Raw genomic sequence first — 15,787 nt, forward strand, 5'->3', positions numbered from 1 at the left:
CCGGGTGCGAATCGGCTACTCTGCGGGCCGAACCAAATCCGAACCAGCTACTCGCAGACCCGACCGTGACCGCAGCCTTGAAACGCCAAGACGACACAGCCGCCACCCCGCAGACGTCGGCCATGCTGGGCGTGGAGCGGTCGGCGCGGGGCCAGCGTTGGGTGGAACGGCTCGACCCGGCCCGCGCATCCACCGCGACGGCCATCTCACAGTCGCACGCTCTCCCCGACCTGCTCGGGAGAGTGCTCGCCGCGCGCGGCGCCGACGTCCAAACAGCCGAACGCTTCCTCGATCCGTCCCTCAAGACCCTGATGCCGGACCCGGCCGGCCTCCAGGACATGACAAAGGCCGCCGAGCGCATGGCCGAGGCGATCTCCCATGGCGAGACCGTCGGCATCTTCGGCGACTACGACGTGGACGGCGCCTCCTGTGTGGCGCTGATCGAACGCTTCCTGAGGGCGCACGGGCAGAGCTGCCTCACCTACATCCCGGATCGACTCACAGAAGGCTATGGCCCATCGCCTGAGGCTCTTTGCGGGCTCGTGGAAGAGGGCGCCCGGCTGATCCTTACCGTGGATTGCGGGACGGCAGGGGACGCGGCCATCGCCGCCGCCAACGCGGCCGGTGCCGAGGTCATCGTGCTGGACCATCACCAGGCCGGAGAGGCGCTGCCGGATGCCTTCGCCGTTGTGAATCCGAACCGGCAGGACGATCTATCGGGGCAGGGGCATCTGGCGGCCGCGGGCGTCGTGTTCCTGTTCCTTGTCGCAACGATGGGCGCTCTGCGCCGCGTGGGGGCTTATGAGAAGTGCCTGGCGCCCGACCTGCTCGGGCTGCTCGACCTCGTGGCGCTGGCCACGGTCTGCGATGTGGTGCCGTTCAAGGACGCCAACCGCGCCTTCATCGCAAAGGGGCTGCAGGTTTTGAGGTTACGGCACAATGCCGGACTGCGGGCGCTTGCCGACGAGGCCCGGCTCACCGAAGCGCCTTCCACCTACAGCCTTGGCTTTGTACTCGGTCCACGGATCAATGCCGGTGGCCGTGTGGGCGCCTCTGGTCTTGGCGCGCGCCTTCTCGCCACCGAAGACGAGAGTGAGGCCGGCGCGATCGCGGCACGGCTGGAGACTCTCAACGCCCAGCGCAAGGCAATCGAACAGGGCATGCTGGAAGGGGCCATCGCCATGGCCGAGCAGTCCCTGGACAAGTGCCCGGACGCACCGCTCCTGTTTCTCGGTGATGCCGATTGGCACAAGGGCCTCGTCGGTCTCGTCGCCGGACGCCTCACCGAACGCTTCATGCGCCCGTCCTTTGTCATGACTCTCGACGGCAACGGCATCGCGACCGGCTCCGCCCGCTCGATCCCGTCCGTCGATCTCGGCGAAGTGGTGCGCGACGCGGTAGAGGAGGGGCTCTTCCTCAAAGGCGGCGGGCACACGATGGCTGCCGGCTTTACGCTCGATTGGAAGAAGCGGGAGAAGGCGGCGGCGTTTCTCACGGAGCGCCTCTCGGCCTCCGTCGCGCGCTCGTCGGCAAGCCGCACGCTCGGGCTCGATGGTGCACTCTCGGCCGGCGGCGTCACACCGGAGCTGCTCGATCTTCTCGAGCGTGCCGGACCTTACGGACCAGGTCATCCCAGGCCGCGCTTCGCGTTCCCGGCACACCGGGTTACATGGTTGCGTAGCTTGAACGGGGGGCATGTCCGCTGCACGCTGCAGGCCGCCGATGGCGGGCGCATAGACGCCGTCGCGTTCCGGGTCGAAGGCTCGCCGCTGGGCGACATGCTGGGCGGTTCGGAAGGCCGACAACTCCACGTAGCGGGCCACCTGCGCCGGTCGGTCTGGCAGGGGCGGGAACGCATCGAGCTGATGATCGAAGATGCCGCGGAAACGCAAGATTCTCGGCCATAGGGGCTTGCCCAGGCAGGGTACGGCGTCTTAAACAAGCGGACTTGCGAGACGCCGCGAAGCTATCTATATCAGCGGGCTCGGCCCGGTACGCTCCCTTCGTCTAATGGTTAGGACGCCAGGTTTTCAACCTGGAAACAGGGGTTCAATTCCCCTAGGGAGTGCCACTCTCGCCCCTTGCCGCGGCGGCCGGCAGGGCGCCTCTCTCCGCTACCACTTTCCCGTATTCGGCATCGATGCCCAGGGCTCCTGCTCGGGCAAACGTTCGCCCTTCTGCAGGAGCTCGATCGAGATATTGTCGGGCGAGCGGATGAAGGCCATCCAGCCATCGCGCGGCGGACGGTTGATCGTCACGCCTGCTTTCATGAGCCGGTCGCAGGTCTCGTAGATGTTGTCCACCTCGTAGGCGAGGTGGCCGAAATTGCGTCCTTCGCCGTACTCTTCAGGGTCCCAATTGTAGGTGAGCTCGAGCTCGTTATCTTCGTCGCCCGGCGCGGCGAGGTAAATGAGCGTGAAGCGGCCTTGTTCGCTTTCCATGCGCCGAGTCTCTTTGAGCCCGAGCTTGTTGCAGTAGAAGTCGAGCGACTCGTCGACATCGGCGACACGAACCATGGTGTGGAGATACTTCATCGGCTACGTCCTCCCGAGGGTTCCAACAGTCGTTGGGCTGGCTTTGGGGGCGACCCTAAAGCGCCGAACGGCATGATGGCAAGATGACGAATCTCCCTTCAAACATGGGCTGAATGAAATTTTTATTTCAGATGTTGCAGCGGGCCCACAGCTGCCGGTCCCATATGACAGAACGCCGAATTTCATCGGTGCCAGAAATGTTTGAGTGGACTTCATCGAGATTTCGCGTCGTCGGCGGCCATGGAGCGTCCTGCGCGCGACGGCCAACGGATTCGCTTACCGATCAGATGCTTGCCGATGCACGTGTCTCACAATGGTGCGTTCGCACCCGCACTGTGGAGAAGCACGCAGGAGAAGCAAAAATAATCTGGCTGTTGAAACAGCCGATGTTATCCTCGGAGACACGCACAGTTTGATTCGTATTTTGCGGCATCGAGTCGACACTACTTAGTACAGCGGGGGAATGCGGCATGGCGGCGAAGGCATCGCCACTTCAGGAGGAGCTTATCCATCGTACCGAAGAGGCCGCCATCGACGACGCCACCGTCGATGTGTTCGAGGTCTCCGGATCGATCAAGTGGTTCGATGCATCGAAAGGGTACGGCTTCATCGTCCCCGACGACGACCTTCCCGATGTTTTGCTGCACGTCACCTGCCTGCGCCGCGACGGCCACCAGACCGCCTATGAGGGCGCGCGGGTCGTCTGCGAAGTCCTCCGCCGTCCGAAGGGTCTGCAAGCTTTCCGCATCCTCGAGATGGACGACACGACCGCCGTCCACCCGTCCCAGTTGCCCCAGCGCACACACGTCGTGGTTGTTCCGGAAAGCGACTGGGAACGGGTTATGGTTAAGTGGTTCAATCGTATCCGCGGCTTTGGCTTCCTGACACGGGGGCCCTCGACGCTGGACATTTTCGTGCACATGGAGACCCTGCGGCGGTGCGGCTTTACAGAACTTCGTCCTGGACAATCGCTTCTCGTCCGCTTCGGCAGGGGTCCCAAGGGTCTCATGGCAGCCGAGATCAAACCGGACGGCGCCAACGGGCCGGCCTCGCACTAATCCCCAATCCTAGTCCGCTGCGGCTCCTGTCAGCTTGGCTCGCCGCCGCGCTCGTCCTTGCGCCGTTTACGCCGGCAACGGCCGAAGACACCGCTTCGCTGGTGCTGAAGACGGACAGCGGCGATCACACCTATAGCGTCGAGGTAGCCGACAGCCCCGGCGAGAAGGCGCGCGGGCTGATGTTTCGGCGCTCGCTCCCGCAGGACCACGGCATGATCTTCCTCTACGATCCGCCGCGGCGCGCAACCATGTGGATGCAGAATACGTACATTCCACTCGATATGATCTTCATCACCGAGCAGGGGACGGTCCTGCGGATCGAGGCCAATACGGAGCCGTTCTCGACGGACGTCATCGACGCGGGCGGCGATGCCGAGGCGGTCCTGGAGCTCAATGCCGGCGAGGCCGCCCGGATCGGGCTCAAGCCGGGCGACCAGGTGATCTTCCCGGGGCTCGGTTCGGAACCGGCCCGGGAGATGGAAAAGTCAGGCACCTGGTGAGAGGGTCTTAACGTCGCGGGACTAGCCTCCCGCAGCGGTTCTCAGTATGAAAGAGCCGTCTGAACGTTCGTTGTGTTGAGACGTCTTGCCTGCGCCGGATTTGGCTGTCATGTCCGTGCCGCGTGGTCGTATCGGGGCATAGCGCAGTCTGGTAGCGCACCTGCTTTGGGAGCAGGGGGTCGCAGGTTCAAATCCTGCTGCCCCGACCACTCTACCCCTTAAAAATAAGGCATTTCCGACGGTCGCCGATTTCCCTTCCGCAGTGAAAAGCGGAACGAAACGGCACCATCCGGCACGATGCGGGACAAAAGTCCCCGGAAAAGTCCCCGGAGTGATTGGTCCGCGTTCCCCGCGCGTTCCCGTCTGCGAAGACCCGCGCGCCGCCGATCCCGCAAGCAAGGCGAGGCACGCCGAGGTCGCGCGCCGCTATGCGTGGGACCGCCGCGACAAGGCCCGCGACCGCGAGCCGTGGTCGCCCGCAAAACAGCTTTCCGCTGATCTCGCGACCGTCTACAGCGACCATTGGGGCGAGCTGGACAACGACCGCGAGGGACGCGGCCTGTTCGCGATCCTACTGCACACACTGGCACAGCGGCCCGCGTTCGAGCGGTTGGCAGCGGACGCACGCGACACGTTCGCGCCGTGGCTTTCCGATGACGACTTCGAGCGCATGTCCGCCGAAGCAATACGGCTCAAGCGCAGATGGAAGCCGGACACGCTGGCACAGCGCATTGGCCTCACCTATGCCGACCAGCAACGGCTAGGCGTTCACCGCTACATCGGCGCCGTGGACGTTCCGAAAGCAGAGCGCGACCGGCTTAGAGCGGAGCGCCGGAACGCGAACCGACTGGATCGGCGGCGGGCCGCTGGCGTGAAACCGCGTGCCGAGTACGAGGCGAACAGCCTGAGCCGAGCGGAGCCGTGGAAGGCCGAAGGCATCAGCAAGGCGACTTGGTATCGCCGCCGCAAAGCCGAGCGAGACAAGTCTGGCACCATTACAAAGAAGAACACTCCTATCGGTGCCAGACCTGTCTCACCGCCGAAGCAAGCCGCTCGTCCGCTTGCGATCCGCGCCGGAATGAGGCTTGGACCTCCGCCCGTCACAGCCGCCGGTCCGCCATTCTGCCTCACCCCCTTGCATGCGTTCCGCGATCAGATTGCGGCCATTCCTTCCCGATGAACACGACAGGAGCCCACACGATGAACCAGCACGACTTTCGATCCGAAATGCTCGACAAGCTGCGCACAATCACCGGCAGTGATGACGTGCCGCGCGTGTTCACGATCTCGGAGCATCCCCGCGCGCTCAAGGTCGGCGTGCGGCACGAGCTGATCGCGCTCTATCCGCATGCGAAGGCGTGGCGGCTGAACAGATGGCTTTGCGCATGGTGCGGTCGCACCGCGTATCACCGGGCCGTCGCCATTGGTGGCATTCGCTTCGATCTGGACGGCAAGCCTGCTGGCCGGATCACCGAAGCCGAGCGCATCTATGCGCGCGAGATCATGGCACGTCGGCGCAAGCCAAATGCGAAGACGGTCGGCAAGAATGGTCGGCCAATCCTGCACCTTGCAAGCCGAATGGCGCAAAAGCGACGAAGAAGCACTCCAGGGGCTATTTGCTGAACAGGTCCGGTGCTTCAGGCATTGGGGCGAGAACCATGTCCGTCTGCGTTGAGCCTTTCAACGTCTGAAGGCCGACTTGAGTATCATTCGTTGCTAGTAGCTCTGGCTGGCTAAAAACGCCTATGGCTTCGACTACTTCGAGCACGGGGAATTCTCGCCGCTCAGCAAGTATTTTGGCTACCTCTCTATCCACGGGCCGTGGGAGCATTATTTCCTTGGGAACCTTGGCGTCCGCATCAATGAAAGCCTGCACGATGCGCCATGCTTCATAGAATACCTGCATAAAGTCTTCGTCGTGGTGCAGCGGACAGACAACGAGATTTTTGTTCTCATCGAGCTTCACCTTGTCACTACGCCCCTGTCTCGTAGGGACAATTCCAATGCGAAGTCCTGCCGCACCTTCCAATTGGGCCGGATTGATTTTCACGGTGGTGGCGGCCCACCGATCCGTGTCGGAAAAGCCAAGGAACAAATCTGCCTTCCAAAGGCCTCGTATCGAGTAGGGGAGTGCAGGTCGTGTATTTCGATTGCGAAAGGCTCCAGCGATACCATTGAGGTGTTTTCTCAGTTTCAGCGGCTGGCCTTTTGTGCCGTAAAGCAGGCGAGAGTCGTCCGTGAGCAATTCTTCGGCGGTATCTATCAATTGCTGCGTTCCGGTTTTCTCCAAGCCGAACAGAATGGAGTGAAGATCCGTGCCAGGAACCTTGCACAGCTTCGCCGCGTCGCTGATGCGCTCTAAGACCCTGGCGTCACCATTGCGGATCGCATCGTGCACGGCATATTCGAAACAGATCCCGCAATCGCCGTCACCAGCTCTATAAAGGCGGGCTAGTAGCTCCAAAGTCACCTTGTCGTAACCGCCCACCGTTTGAACGAGATCGCGTCTCAGAGCATAGAGGACGCCGGTCAATATCGGGCGAGCTACGGCGGTCAGCGCGGCAACCTCATCGGCAACCGGGTTAAGCTGTCGCTCCTGTTGTACTCTCATGGCCGGATCGATCCTCGTTGTGACGTTGAAGGCGACTATTGCTTTTATGAGGGTCCTTAGCGCGATGTCCAGCAAGCGGCGCCGCAGCGGCGCAAAAAGTCTCGTTTTTCAGATTGTCAGAGATGGGGTTAAGGTGCCTGTGGGGAGAAGCACTATGTTCAGCCAGCACAGCGCGTGGGCGACCGGCATCTATGTCGTGGGCATGGTCGGTGGCCTACTTATGCTTTTCAAGGGCGACCCAACATTGAGCCTTGGTGCGCTGTGCGCCGCGCTGACGTTTGGCGATCTTCGGATTGATTGGAAACGGGCGCGAACGCACTAGAATTGACCATGACCGAGATCACGACAGGCAACCTTGCCAAGCTATTCGGCACGACTTCGAAGACCATCGCGGACCTAGCGAAGCGCGGTATTCTCGTGAGCGCTGGCAAGCGCGGTCGCTGGCAGCTAGAGCCGTCCGTTGGCGGCTATGTGCGGCACCTGCGCGAAACGGCGGCTGGCCGTGGATCAGATGCCGGTGCCGATGCGCGTGCCCGTCTTGGCGCGGCACAGGCGCAGCTTGCGGAGGCGAAGGCGAAGCAGCTATCGGGCGAGCTGGTCGAGGCCGCCGAGGTCGAGGCGAAGTGGTCGGCGACTTGTCGGGCGATCCGGTCGCGCGTCCTGGCCGTCGCGGAACGGATGCGCGATCTACCGGCACGGCAGCACGTCAAGCTAACGCGCGAGCTGCGCGACGCGCTAACGGACTTGAGCGAACGGAGAGGGTGACGGATGTGAGCAAGCCAAGCGAAGCGCAATCTGAGGCAATGCGCGGACTGATCGACTGGTGCCAGGAAAGCCGCGATACGATGAAGCGTTTGCTTCAGCAGATGAAGGACGGCCAAATAAAATTTGGCGAGGTTCGCGACGGCCGCCGCGTTGACACGACCCCAGAAGACATTGCGGACTTGGAGCGGAAGATTGCAACGCTCGATGAGAGCCTGCCAAAATGGCGCACCCAGCTCGATGGCCGCAAAGCTCGATAAAGCCCTTGCCGTCGCGGTTGAGTATTTGAGACCGCCGCCGCTCGTTCCTCTTTCGACATGGCTCGAAGACAACGTGCGGCTTCCGTATGGCCTATCGGCGGAAGGCGGGCCGCTGTGCTTGTGGCCGACGCAACGGGGCATTGCGGACGCGCTGACCGATCCGGCACTCGAACGCGTTACGCTTATCAAGGCGGCGCGGTGCGGCTTCACGAGCCTTCTGACGGGCCTGATCGGGCACCATTGCCGCAACGATCCCGCCGCCGTGCTTTGCGTGCTGCCGACCGAAAGCGATTGCCGCGACTATATCGCGGCGGACATCGAGCCGATCTTCGAGGCGTCGCCGTCATTGCGTGGCGTCCTAGGCGAGCCGGGCAAAGGCGAAGCCGGTCGCAATCTCATAACGCATCGCATGTTCGAGGGCGGCTCGCTCAAGATCGTCGCGGCGAAGGCACCCCGCAACCTTCGGCGCCATACGGCGCGCATCTTGCTCGTGGACGAGGCCGACGCGTGCGAGATCGGCGCGGAAGGCAACCCGATTGCGCTCGCCGAGAAGCGCACCCTGTCATTCGCTAACCGCAAGATCATCGTGGGCAGCACCCCGTTGGACGCGGACACGAGCCACGTCTTGCGGCTGTGGGCGCAATCCGATCAGCGCGTCTTCGAGCTGCCGTGTCCCCACTGTGGCGATCCCTTCGAGCTACTGTGGAACCATATCGAGTGGCCGGACGGGAAACCCGCCGAGGCGTGCGCCGTCTGCCCCTCGTGCGGCGGCGTCATTGAGGAAGGACAGAAGCGCGACATGGTTGAGGCCGGAGCGTGGCGGATCACCCGGCCCGACGTGAAGGGACATGCGGGCTTCCGCCTCAATGCGCTTGTGTCGCTACTGCCCAACGCATCATGGGCGAAGCTCGCCGCCGAATACTTGACCGCGAAAGACGATGCGGAGGAGCTGCGCGTCTTCGTGAACACCGTGCTTGCGGAGCCGTGGCGCGAGGCCGTGGACGACGTTGACGACGCGGACCTTGCAAGCTGCGCGGTGCCGATCAGCCTCGAAGCGATCCCCGAAGACGTGCTCGCGATCACATGCGGCGTGGACGTGCAAGATGATCGGCTAGAGGTCTCGACCTTCGGCTGGTCGAAAGACGGCGTTCCCTTCGTGCTCGACCACCGTGCGCTCTACGGTGCGCCCGACAGCAACGAAGCATGGCTCGATCTTGACGAGCACCTAAAGGATCGCTGGCGTCACCCGCGCGGCGGATGGCTCAAGATCGACGCGACTTGCGTGGACGCGGGCAGCGGCTCGCATTACGACGTGGTGACGCGCTTCTGTCAGGCCCGCACGTCGCGACGTGTCTTCGCGATCAAGGGTGCATCCGGCTTCGGTCGGCCAGCGATCAGCCGGAGCCGCGCAAAGCGGGGCCTTCTGTTCATCATCGGCGTGGACGGCATCAAGACCAATATTCTCGGCAGGCTCGCCAAGCCCGGCGCGATCCGCTTCTCCGATCAGCTAGAGCCGATCTACTTCGAGCAGCTTTGCAGCGAGCGCCGCGTGACGCGCATGTCGCGGGGCAAGCCCGTGGTCCGGCTCGAAGCAATCCCTGGGCGTGAGAACCACACCCTCGACAGTGCCGTCTACGCATTCGCCGCCAAGGCCGCGTTGACGATCAACCTCGACGCTCGCGAGGCTGAGCTATCAACGACAATCCCGCCGTCGCCCAAGCGGCCCGCCGTGCATCGGTCAGCCTTCATGGAACGCGGACGCGTCTAGCCGTCGGACTTATCCACAGCTTTTTGCGGCTTCCTGCCGTTAGGTGGAAAATATTTTCCACCTAACCAAATGCATTGATTTGCCTTTTTCACTGTTGCTCTACAGTATCGAAATATGAGCAAGGTCACGAACAGAACATGGCGCGCCCTGGATGCCTGCGAGGTGGCGGGCGTGGAGCTAGGCACCTTCAGCGCATGGCGGATGCGCCTTGGCTTCCTGAATGGAGACAGGCGCGGCAAGGCGTCCCGTTTTTCGATGCTCGACGTGGCCGTGACTGTGCTGATGGCCACGCTCACGCGGCGCGGCTACAACGCGCGGGACGCCGCTGGAATGGCCGAGCATCACCGGCCCACGCTACAGAAGGCACTCACCGATCTTGTCGAGCTTGGACGCATCCGGCATCGGCCCCGCCTGACGCTCGAACAAGACGCGAAGGGCGGGCTGGAACACATTGCTCCCGTGACGTTCGATCTTGCGGCTTTGGCGGAATGGGTAGTCGCGAAGCTGGCCGTGCCGATCTCCACCAAGAGGCCAACGAAGGCCGAGGCCAAGGCGATGCTCGCCTACATCGCAAGCAACGACTTCGCGGAGAAGCTCGCCGCGCTCAAGGTCGAAATCGACAAGCGCACCCCGCGCACATGGACCTGGGCGGACGTGGAGGACGCGACGGGCTTGCCGGAATGGTTCGCCCTATGGGCGCTCGATAGTCCGCGCACGGACGCGTTTCGCATGATCGAACGCGTGCGCGATGACATGCCGGAGGTCCACGCATGAACACGCCGACCCTCGATGCTTGCCCGCTTACGCCGCAACAGATGCTCGATGCGCTCGCCGAGGCCGTCGAGACCATTGCCGACGACGGCAGCGCCGACGCGCTCGCCGAGGCGATCCGCAACAAGGCACCCGGCTCGACGCTATTCGTTGACTGCGCCGAACAGCTTGGCGTCCCCCGTGACGCCCTGATCGGAGTGTTTTGCGCCGTGGTTTTCGAGCGGCATGGCGTCCGCTTCGAAGAAAGGGTTGTGCATTGAGACTGCCCCGCTTCGACCGCTTCCTGCGCCGCCTTGGCATTGGCGCCCGCTCTTTCGAGAGTGCCGGCGGCGGCTCGCGCTGGCCGCTCACGGCATCAATGCCAGCACCGGCCCGTGCTGCGCTTTCCGCTGTGCCGCTGACCCGGTCGCGTGCGAATTATCTGCAAGCAAACACCGGCATCGGCGAGAACATCGTCGCGACATGGGCAAACAGTCTGATCGGCGACGGCCCGACGGTGCGCAGCGGACACCCCAGCGCGGCTATGCGCGATGCGCTCGAAGACGAATGGCTTCAAGCCTACGACGAAATCGGCCTTGCTGGCGACGACCTCACGAGCGTTTTGTCCCTTGCCGCTCGTTCTCTTGTCGGCGCTGGCGAGGCCGTGCTTCGTTTCGTGACGACCGAGGCGGGCGAGGTCCGCGTTCAGGTGCTACAGCCCGAACAGCTAGACGCATCGGTCAACCGTGATCTCGACGGCGGCGGCTCGATTGTCGCGGGCGTGGAATTTGATCGCACCGGGCGGATCGTCGCCTATCACATTCGTCCGAGCCCCGACCATGCGTTGACGGTCCCCGGAGCGCAGCGCATCCCCGCCGATGATATTTGCCACCTATTCGAACGCCGCTGGCCGGGACAGGTGCGCGGGATTTCATGGCTCGCGCCCGTGGCAACCCGCATTGTGGAGCTAGACGCGCTCGAAGACGCGGGGCTTGTGAAGGCCAAAACGTCCGCGCTCATGTGCGGCTTTATCCGTTCGCTCGACGGCACGGGCACCGTCGCCGCCGATCTTGCCGCCGTTCAGCCGATGGAACCCGGCGCGCTGACCGAGCTGCCGGTCGGAACGGACGTGAGCTTTACGCCGACCAGCGACATGCAGGGCCTCGACGCGTTCACGAAGCACATGGTTCGCAGTATCGCGGCGGGCGTGGGCTTGCCCTATGCGCTTTTGAGCGGAGACTACAGCGACAGCAATTACTCGTCTTCGCGGCTCGCAATGCAATCCTACATTCGCCGCGTGAAGGCGGTCCGCGCTTCGATCCTCGTGTCCGGCTTCCTTCGTCCGCTGTGGCAGCGCGTTGTCACGCTCGCGATCCTATCGGGCCGCATCAATGCGTCGGGCTTCGTGCGCGAACCGCGCCCGTTGCTGTCTTCCGAATTTCTGTTTCCCGATTTCCCGCACATCGCCCCGCTGGACGAGACGAAAGCCGACGCGCTCGCCGTTCAGATGGGCTTCCGCTCGCGGCAAGAGATCATCGCAGCACGCGGTCGCGATCCGGTCGAGGTAGACGCCGAGATCGCCGCCGATAGCTTCACGCCAAGCAACGCCACCAACATCGTTCCCCTAAGCAATGAGGCAGCTTGACCATGAATGAACACCCCCGACTTTTGATCCGCGAGCACGCAGCGCAGCTTGTCCGCCGTGACGCGACGCCACGGCCTTCGACGTGGAACCCCGAGGCGCGCACGATCACATGCGTTGTGGCGACGCCGACGCCCGTTCGCCGACAGGACCAGCGCGGCGCCTTCGATGAAATCCTCGACGTTCGCGGTGCGGACATCGCGGCCTTCGAAGGCGCGCACGTCCTGAACGGTCACGCCCAGGGCGGCGTGGAAGGCGTGATCGGCACCGTCGAGCGTGCATGGATCGAAGGCGATCAGCTACTCGCCGAGGTCCGTTTCAGCGCGCGGCCCGAGGTCGAGGGCATTGTCGGCGACATTGCGCAAGGCATCATTCGCGGCGTGTCCGTTGGCTATGAGGTCGAGACCTGGGCCGACGGCGAACGCGACGGCACGCGGACGCGGACGGCAACCAAGTGGAAACCCCGCGAGCTTTCCTTCGTGACCGTGCCCGCCGATCCCAACGCGCGCACCCGATCCCATGAAAGCGGACGCGCAAACATCAACCGTTCGATCCGTGAGCTTGGCACCCGGTGCGGCGTATCCCGCGAGACCGTGGACGCGCTGATCGACCGCGAGGCCACTATCGAAGAAGCGAGAACCGAAATGCTCAATCACATGACGGCGCGAAGCCGCGTCGAGATCAGGACCGGACAGCACACGCTGGACGATCCGCAAGTCCGAACCCGCGCAATGGGCGAAGCGCTCTATGTGCGCAGCAACCCGCGCGCGACACCATCCGGTCCGGCGCGTGAATACGTCGGCATGAGCGTTGCCGACATGGCCCGCGAGACCCTTCGCCGCTCCGGCATCGCTGTGATGGGCCTTGGCGCCCCGGCGCTGATCGAACGCGCGCTGCACAGCACCAGCGACTTTTCGCTGATCCTCGGCGACACCGTCGGACGGTCGCTGAGGGATGGCTACGAGGCCGCAGAGGGCGGCATCCGCACCGTGGCCCGCGAGACCACGGCAAGCGACTTCCGCGCTAAGAGCCGCCTTGTGCTCGATGGCGCGGGCATCGGGCTCGACAAGGTCAACGAGGCTGGCGAATTCAAGTCCGGCACGATGGCCGAGGCAGCGGAAAGCTACGCTCTAAGCACCTATGGGCGCATCTTCGGCCTTTCGCGACAGGCCCTCGTCAACGATGACGTGGGAGCCTTCACAGATCTTCCGCGCCGTCTTGGACAGGCCGCTGCTGCCTTCGAGGCGGACCAGCTCGTCGCCTTGCTGGAACAGAACAGCGGCCTTGGCCCGACCATGTCGGACACCAATCCGCTATTCGATGCGGCGCACGGCAACGTGCAGACCACGGGCGCAGCACCGGGCGAAACCACCTTGTCGGCCGGACGCCTTGCGATGCGGGCGCAGACGGGGCCGGGAGGCGCACTGATCGCCGTAACGCCGCGCTACCTGATCGTGCCCGCCGCGCTCGAAACGGCATCGGAGAAGCTTCTGGCGACGATCACGCCGACCAAGACTGATGACGTGGCCCCGTTCAGCAATCTGACACTGATCGTGGAGCCGCGGCTATCGTCCGCGACCGGCTGGTATTTGGTCGCCGATCCGGCACAGGTGGACGGCCTCGAATACGCCTATCTGGCGTCCGAACCCGGCCCGCAAATCTCGACGCAGACCGGCTTCCGCGTGGATGGCGTCGAGGTCAAAGTCCGGCTCGATTACGGATGCGGCTTCGTGGATTGGCGCGGCTGGTACTTCAACGACGGAGCCTAACCGATGACCGCGCCGTCGCTCACCGATCTTGGCCTCGACCCTCAGGCGATGCTCAAAGCGCTCTACAAGGCGCGGGCGAGCGGTGCGCTTGAGGTCGAGTATCAGGACGCGGGAGTGCAGCGGCGCGTCCGCTACCGCAGCGACAGTGATCTCGCCGCTGCCATTGCGGCGCTCGAAGGCAAGCTCGCGGCGGACGCGGGCGGATCGAGCGTCAACATTGTGAATATCCGATCTTCGAAAGGATGGACGTGAAATGAAGAATTACCTGCAACCCGGTGACACGATCACCGCAACGTCGCCGACCGGAGGGCTTTCTTCTGGCGAGGGCGCCGTGGTCGGCGCGATCTTCGGCGTGGCCGCATTCGACGCCGCGCAGGGCGATGAGGTCGAGCTGGCAACGCGCGGCGTCTTCGAGCTGCCCAAGAGTGCGGGCGTCATCGCCGAGGGTGCGCGAGTATGGTGGGACGACAGCGGCAAGACCGTCGAGAACGCGTCCGACACGGGTCTATTCCCGATCGGCACTTGCGTCGGCGGCGCGGCGGACGCGGCGGCGACGTGCAAGGTGCGCTTGGATGGCGTTGCGACGGTAGCGGCGTAGGCAAAGAAAAAGCCGCCCCTCAGATGCACGGAAGGCGGCTTTCATAGAAACCGGAGATAGGGCCAAGGGGCCCTTCGAACATGAAACAGTCTAAAGAACACACCCCCCGAACACAAGGCCCGCGCGGACATCACGAGCTTGTCGCGCTGCCGCTTATCGTCGGGCCGAAGCGCGACGCGAAGCCGCGCAGCAAAGGGCCAGACGATCTTCGAACCTTCGACGAAGCCCGCGCACGTCTTGGCATGTCGCCGAAGACGCTCCGCGCTCACATGCGCGACGGCTCGATCCGCTACATCACGATAGGGCAAGGCACGAAGCGACAGACCTACCGCTTCGCCCCCGCCGATCTCGCCGACTTCATCGAAAAGCAAGCGCAACAGGAGGCAGCACCATGTCCGTCTACAAAGACCCGCGCACGCCGTACTACGTCTACGAATTTCAATTCAAAGGTGATCGCTATCGCGGATCGACTGAGAAGCGGAGCAAGCGCGAAGCGCAAGCCGTAGAGCGCGCCGTCAAGGAACGCGCTCGCGCCGAACACCGGGCGGGCAACATGCGCGCCTCAGACCTCACGCTCGCCGATGCGTGCGCGCGCTACATCTTAGAGGTCGGCGCAGAGGACCAAGAGGTCGAGCGCCAGCTTGCGCGCGTGCTGGCCTTCCTAGGGTCCGGCAAACGCATCCTCGACGTGACCGACGACGATATGGCGAAGCTGGTCGCATGGCGGCGCGGGCATCGCCGTTGGGATCGTGACGACATGCCGCTCGTGAGCGCGGCCACGGTCAACCGCACAACGGTCGAGCTGCTGCGCCGCGTCTTCGGGAGGGCGCGCGAGCATTGGGGCGTCCGCTTCCCGAACGAGCCCAAGTGGGGCAAACACAAGCTGCAAGAGCCGCCAGAGCGCGCAAGGGAGCTTCACGCGAGCGAACGCGAAGCAATGGAGCTTGCCGTCCGTTCCGATGGCTATGGCGACGCCGTGGCCTTCGCCTTGGCGACCGGCTTCCGGCTCAATGAGGTCGCGACCCTCAAATGGTCCGAGGTCAATTGGCACTCGCGCAAGATCACGAAACGAGGGAAGGGCGGTAAGACGATCACGACAGCGATCACAGCGGAGGTCGAAGCGATCCTGGCCCCGCTGGTCGGGCATCACCCCGAGGCCGTATTCACCTATAAGGCCAAGAGAACCCGCGAGGGCCGCGTCCGAGGCCAGCGCTACCCGCTCACGCGCGAGGGCCTAAAGACGGCGTGGCGCCGGGCAAGGTCGCGTGCGGGCGTGTCCGATCTCCGCTTCCACGATCTCCGGCACGATCTCGGAACGCGGGTGCAGCGTGCATCGGGCAACCTCAAGATCACGCAGCGGGTGCTCAATCATTCCGACATCCGCTCGACGCTCCGCTACATCAACGTCCGCGACGACGAAGTGACCGAAGCGCTTGAAGCTGCACAAAGTCCCCGGACAAGTCCCCGGAAACCTATGAAAAGCGCGAGCTAACCCATTGGAAACCGCCGCAATGCGAGCTATAGATCACGAGCTT

Annotated in this window: 19 protein-coding genes and 2 tRNA genes; 19 read left to right on the top strand and 2 right to left on the bottom strand. The window is 63.7% G+C overall.

Annotated elements, in window-relative coordinates:
- Positions 1–65 precede the first annotated feature (65 nt).
- Both recJ and GL4_RS09780 read left to right on the top strand, forming a co-directional pair.
- A complete protein-coding gene (gene recJ / locus GL4_RS09775; protein ID WP_342016308.1) occupies positions 66–1,907 on the top strand; it encodes a single-stranded-DNA-specific exonuclease RecJ in 1,842 nt (613 codons plus the stop codon).
- Positions 1,908–1,996: 89 nt separating this feature from the next.
- Positions 1,997–2,071, top strand: a tRNA-Glu gene (locus GL4_RS09780).
- A gap of 43 nt (positions 2,072–2,114) precedes the next feature.
- Here the strand turns inward: GL4_RS09780 and GL4_RS09785 are convergent.
- Positions 2,115–2,534 carry a VOC family protein gene (locus tag GL4_RS09785; protein ID WP_045367019.1) on the bottom strand — a complete coding sequence of 140 codons (420 nt, stop codon included), beginning with the start codon at positions 2,532–2,534 and terminating at the stop codon, positions 2,115–2,117.
- A gap of 470 nt (positions 2,535–3,004) precedes the next feature.
- Between GL4_RS09785 and GL4_RS09790 the strand changes: the two genes are divergently transcribed.
- The 5 genes from GL4_RS09790 (at position 3,005) to GL4_RS09810 (ending at position 5,715) form a co-directional block, all read left to right on the top strand.
- Positions 3,005–3,592, top strand: a complete 588-nt coding sequence (locus GL4_RS09790) for a cold-shock protein (RefSeq protein WP_082025603.1) — start codon at positions 3,005–3,007, stop codon at positions 3,590–3,592.
- A gap of 101 nt (positions 3,593–3,693) precedes the next feature.
- Entirely contained in the window at positions 3,694–4,092 is a 399-nt protein-coding gene (locus tag GL4_RS09795; RefSeq protein WP_244462601.1) for a DUF192 domain-containing protein, read from the top strand.
- Positions 4,093–4,224: 132 nt separating this feature from the next.
- Positions 4,225–4,301 (top strand) — tRNA-Pro (locus tag GL4_RS09800).
- 122 nt (positions 4,302–4,423) lie between these two features.
- Positions 4,424–5,272: a hypothetical protein gene (locus tag GL4_RS16765; protein WP_052464343.1), complete on the top strand. Its 849-nt coding sequence runs from the start codon at positions 4,424–4,426 to the stop codon at positions 5,270–5,272.
- A gap of 20 nt (positions 5,273–5,292) precedes the next feature.
- Entirely contained in the window at positions 5,293–5,715 is a 423-nt protein-coding gene (locus GL4_RS09810) for a ProQ/FINO family protein (RefSeq protein WP_172653332.1), read from the top strand.
- Here the strand turns inward: GL4_RS09810 and GL4_RS09815 are convergent.
- Positions 5,705–6,778 (bottom strand): hypothetical protein, encoded by a 1,074-nt coding sequence (locus GL4_RS09815; RefSeq protein ID WP_197539036.1) that lies wholly within the window; start codon positions 6,776–6,778, stop codon positions 5,705–5,707. The genes GL4_RS09810 and GL4_RS09815 overlap by 11 nt on opposite strands.
- Before the next feature lie 79 nt (positions 6,779–6,857).
- Between GL4_RS09815 and GL4_RS17525 the strand changes: the two genes are divergently transcribed.
- The 12 genes from GL4_RS17525 (at position 6,858) to GL4_RS09875 (ending at position 15,744) form a co-directional block, all read left to right on the top strand.
- Positions 6,858–7,025, top strand: a complete 168-nt coding sequence (locus tag GL4_RS17525; RefSeq protein WP_156137507.1) for a hypothetical protein — start codon at positions 6,858–6,860, stop codon at positions 7,023–7,025.
- Between the two features lie 8 nt (positions 7,026–7,033).
- Positions 7,034–7,468, top strand: a complete 435-nt coding sequence (locus GL4_RS09825; RefSeq protein WP_045369903.1) for a hypothetical protein — start codon at positions 7,034–7,036, stop codon at positions 7,466–7,468.
- A 38-nt stretch (positions 7,469–7,506) separates the two neighbouring features.
- Positions 7,507–7,725, top strand: coding sequence for a hypothetical protein (locus GL4_RS09830; protein ID WP_172653333.1), 219 nt, complete (start codon positions 7,507–7,509; stop codon positions 7,723–7,725).
- A complete protein-coding gene (locus GL4_RS09835) occupies positions 7,706–9,493 on the top strand; it encodes a phage terminase large subunit family protein (RefSeq protein ID WP_045367027.1) in 1,788 nt (595 codons plus the stop codon). The genes GL4_RS09830 and GL4_RS09835 overlap by 20 nt, the downstream gene beginning before the upstream one ends.
- 114 nt (positions 9,494–9,607) lie before the next feature.
- Positions 9,608–10,267 carry a hypothetical protein gene (locus GL4_RS09840; RefSeq protein WP_045367028.1) on the top strand — a complete coding sequence of 220 codons (660 nt, stop codon included), beginning with the start codon at positions 9,608–9,610 and terminating at the stop codon, positions 10,265–10,267.
- Entirely contained in the window at positions 10,264–10,524 is a 261-nt protein-coding gene (locus GL4_RS09845) for a hypothetical protein (RefSeq protein WP_045367029.1), read from the top strand. Before GL4_RS09840 ends, GL4_RS09845 begins: the two co-directional genes overlap by 4 nt.
- Complete coding sequence (locus tag GL4_RS09850; protein ID WP_052464346.1) at positions 10,521–11,888, top strand: phage portal protein; 1,368 nt, start codon at positions 10,521–10,523, stop codon at positions 11,886–11,888. Before GL4_RS09845 ends, GL4_RS09850 begins: the two co-directional genes overlap by 4 nt.
- 2 nt (positions 11,889–11,890) lie before the next feature.
- Complete coding sequence (locus GL4_RS09855) at positions 11,891–13,654, top strand: prohead protease/major capsid protein fusion protein (protein ID WP_045367031.1); 1,764 nt, start codon at positions 11,891–11,893, stop codon at positions 13,652–13,654.
- A gap of 3 nt (positions 13,655–13,657) precedes the next feature.
- Positions 13,658–13,906, top strand: coding sequence for a phage head-tail joining protein (locus tag GL4_RS09860; protein ID WP_045367035.1), 249 nt, complete (start codon positions 13,658–13,660; stop codon positions 13,904–13,906).
- A 1-nt stretch (position 13,907) separates the two neighbouring features.
- Positions 13,908–14,252 (top strand): DUF2190 family protein, encoded by a 345-nt coding sequence (locus GL4_RS09865; RefSeq protein ID WP_045367038.1) that lies wholly within the window; start codon positions 13,908–13,910, stop codon positions 14,250–14,252.
- Positions 14,253–14,521: 269 nt separating this feature from the next.
- Positions 14,522–14,758 carry a hypothetical protein gene (locus tag GL4_RS18230; protein ID WP_425283194.1) on the top strand — a complete coding sequence of 79 codons (237 nt, stop codon included), beginning with the start codon at positions 14,522–14,524 and terminating at the stop codon, positions 14,756–14,758.
- The gene (locus tag GL4_RS09875; protein WP_045367044.1) at positions 14,644–15,744 is read left to right on the top strand and encodes a tyrosine-type recombinase/integrase; all 1,101 of its coding nucleotides are present in this window, start codon (positions 14,644–14,646) and stop codon (positions 15,742–15,744) included. Before GL4_RS18230 ends, GL4_RS09875 begins: the two co-directional genes overlap by 115 nt.
- The last annotated feature ends 43 nt before the right edge of the window (positions 15,745–15,787 follow it).

The organism is Methyloceanibacter caenitepidi (assembly GCF_000828475.1).
Classification (GTDB): domain Bacteria; phylum Pseudomonadota; class Alphaproteobacteria; order Rhizobiales; family Methyloligellaceae; genus Methyloceanibacter; species Methyloceanibacter caenitepidi.

What these genes read in the sequence shown, in the direction of transcription:
- GL4_RS09785 (WP_045367019.1), bottom strand. Translation starts at nt 2,534, where the DNA reads ATGAAGTATCTCCACACCATGGTTCGTGTCGCCGATGTCGACGAGTCG.
- GL4_RS09790 (WP_082025603.1), top strand. Translation starts at nt 3,005, where the DNA reads ATGGCGGCGAAGGCATCGCCACTTCAGGAGGAGCTTATCCATCGTACC.
- GL4_RS09810 (WP_172653332.1), top strand. Translation starts at nt 5,293, where the DNA reads ATGAACCAGCACGACTTTCGATCCGAAATGCTCGACAAGCTGCGCACA.
- GL4_RS17525 (WP_156137507.1), top strand. Translation starts at nt 6,858, where the DNA reads ATGTTCAGCCAGCACAGCGCGTGGGCGACCGGCATCTATGTCGTGGGC.
- GL4_RS09825 (WP_045369903.1), top strand. Translation starts at nt 7,034, where the DNA reads ATGACCGAGATCACGACAGGCAACCTTGCCAAGCTATTCGGCACGACT.
- GL4_RS09830 (WP_172653333.1), top strand. Translation starts at nt 7,507, where the DNA reads ATGCGCGGACTGATCGACTGGTGCCAGGAAAGCCGCGATACGATGAAG.
- GL4_RS09835 (WP_045367027.1), top strand. Translation starts at nt 7,706, where the DNA reads ATGGCCGCAAAGCTCGATAAAGCCCTTGCCGTCGCGGTTGAGTATTTG.
- GL4_RS09840 (WP_045367028.1), top strand. Translation starts at nt 9,608, where the DNA reads ATGAGCAAGGTCACGAACAGAACATGGCGCGCCCTGGATGCCTGCGAG.
- GL4_RS09845 (WP_045367029.1), top strand. Translation starts at nt 10,264, where the DNA reads ATGAACACGCCGACCCTCGATGCTTGCCCGCTTACGCCGCAACAGATG.
- GL4_RS09855 (WP_045367031.1), top strand. Translation starts at nt 11,891, where the DNA reads ATGAATGAACACCCCCGACTTTTGATCCGCGAGCACGCAGCGCAGCTT.
- GL4_RS09860 (WP_045367035.1), top strand. Translation starts at nt 13,658, where the DNA reads ATGACCGCGCCGTCGCTCACCGATCTTGGCCTCGACCCTCAGGCGATG.
- GL4_RS09865 (WP_045367038.1), top strand. Translation starts at nt 13,908, where the DNA reads ATGAAGAATTACCTGCAACCCGGTGACACGATCACCGCAACGTCGCCG.
- GL4_RS18230 (WP_425283194.1), top strand. Translation starts at nt 14,522, where the DNA reads ATGCGCGACGGCTCGATCCGCTACATCACGATAGGGCAAGGCACGAAG.
- GL4_RS09875 (WP_045367044.1), top strand. Translation starts at nt 14,644, where the DNA reads ATGTCCGTCTACAAAGACCCGCGCACGCCGTACTACGTCTACGAATTT.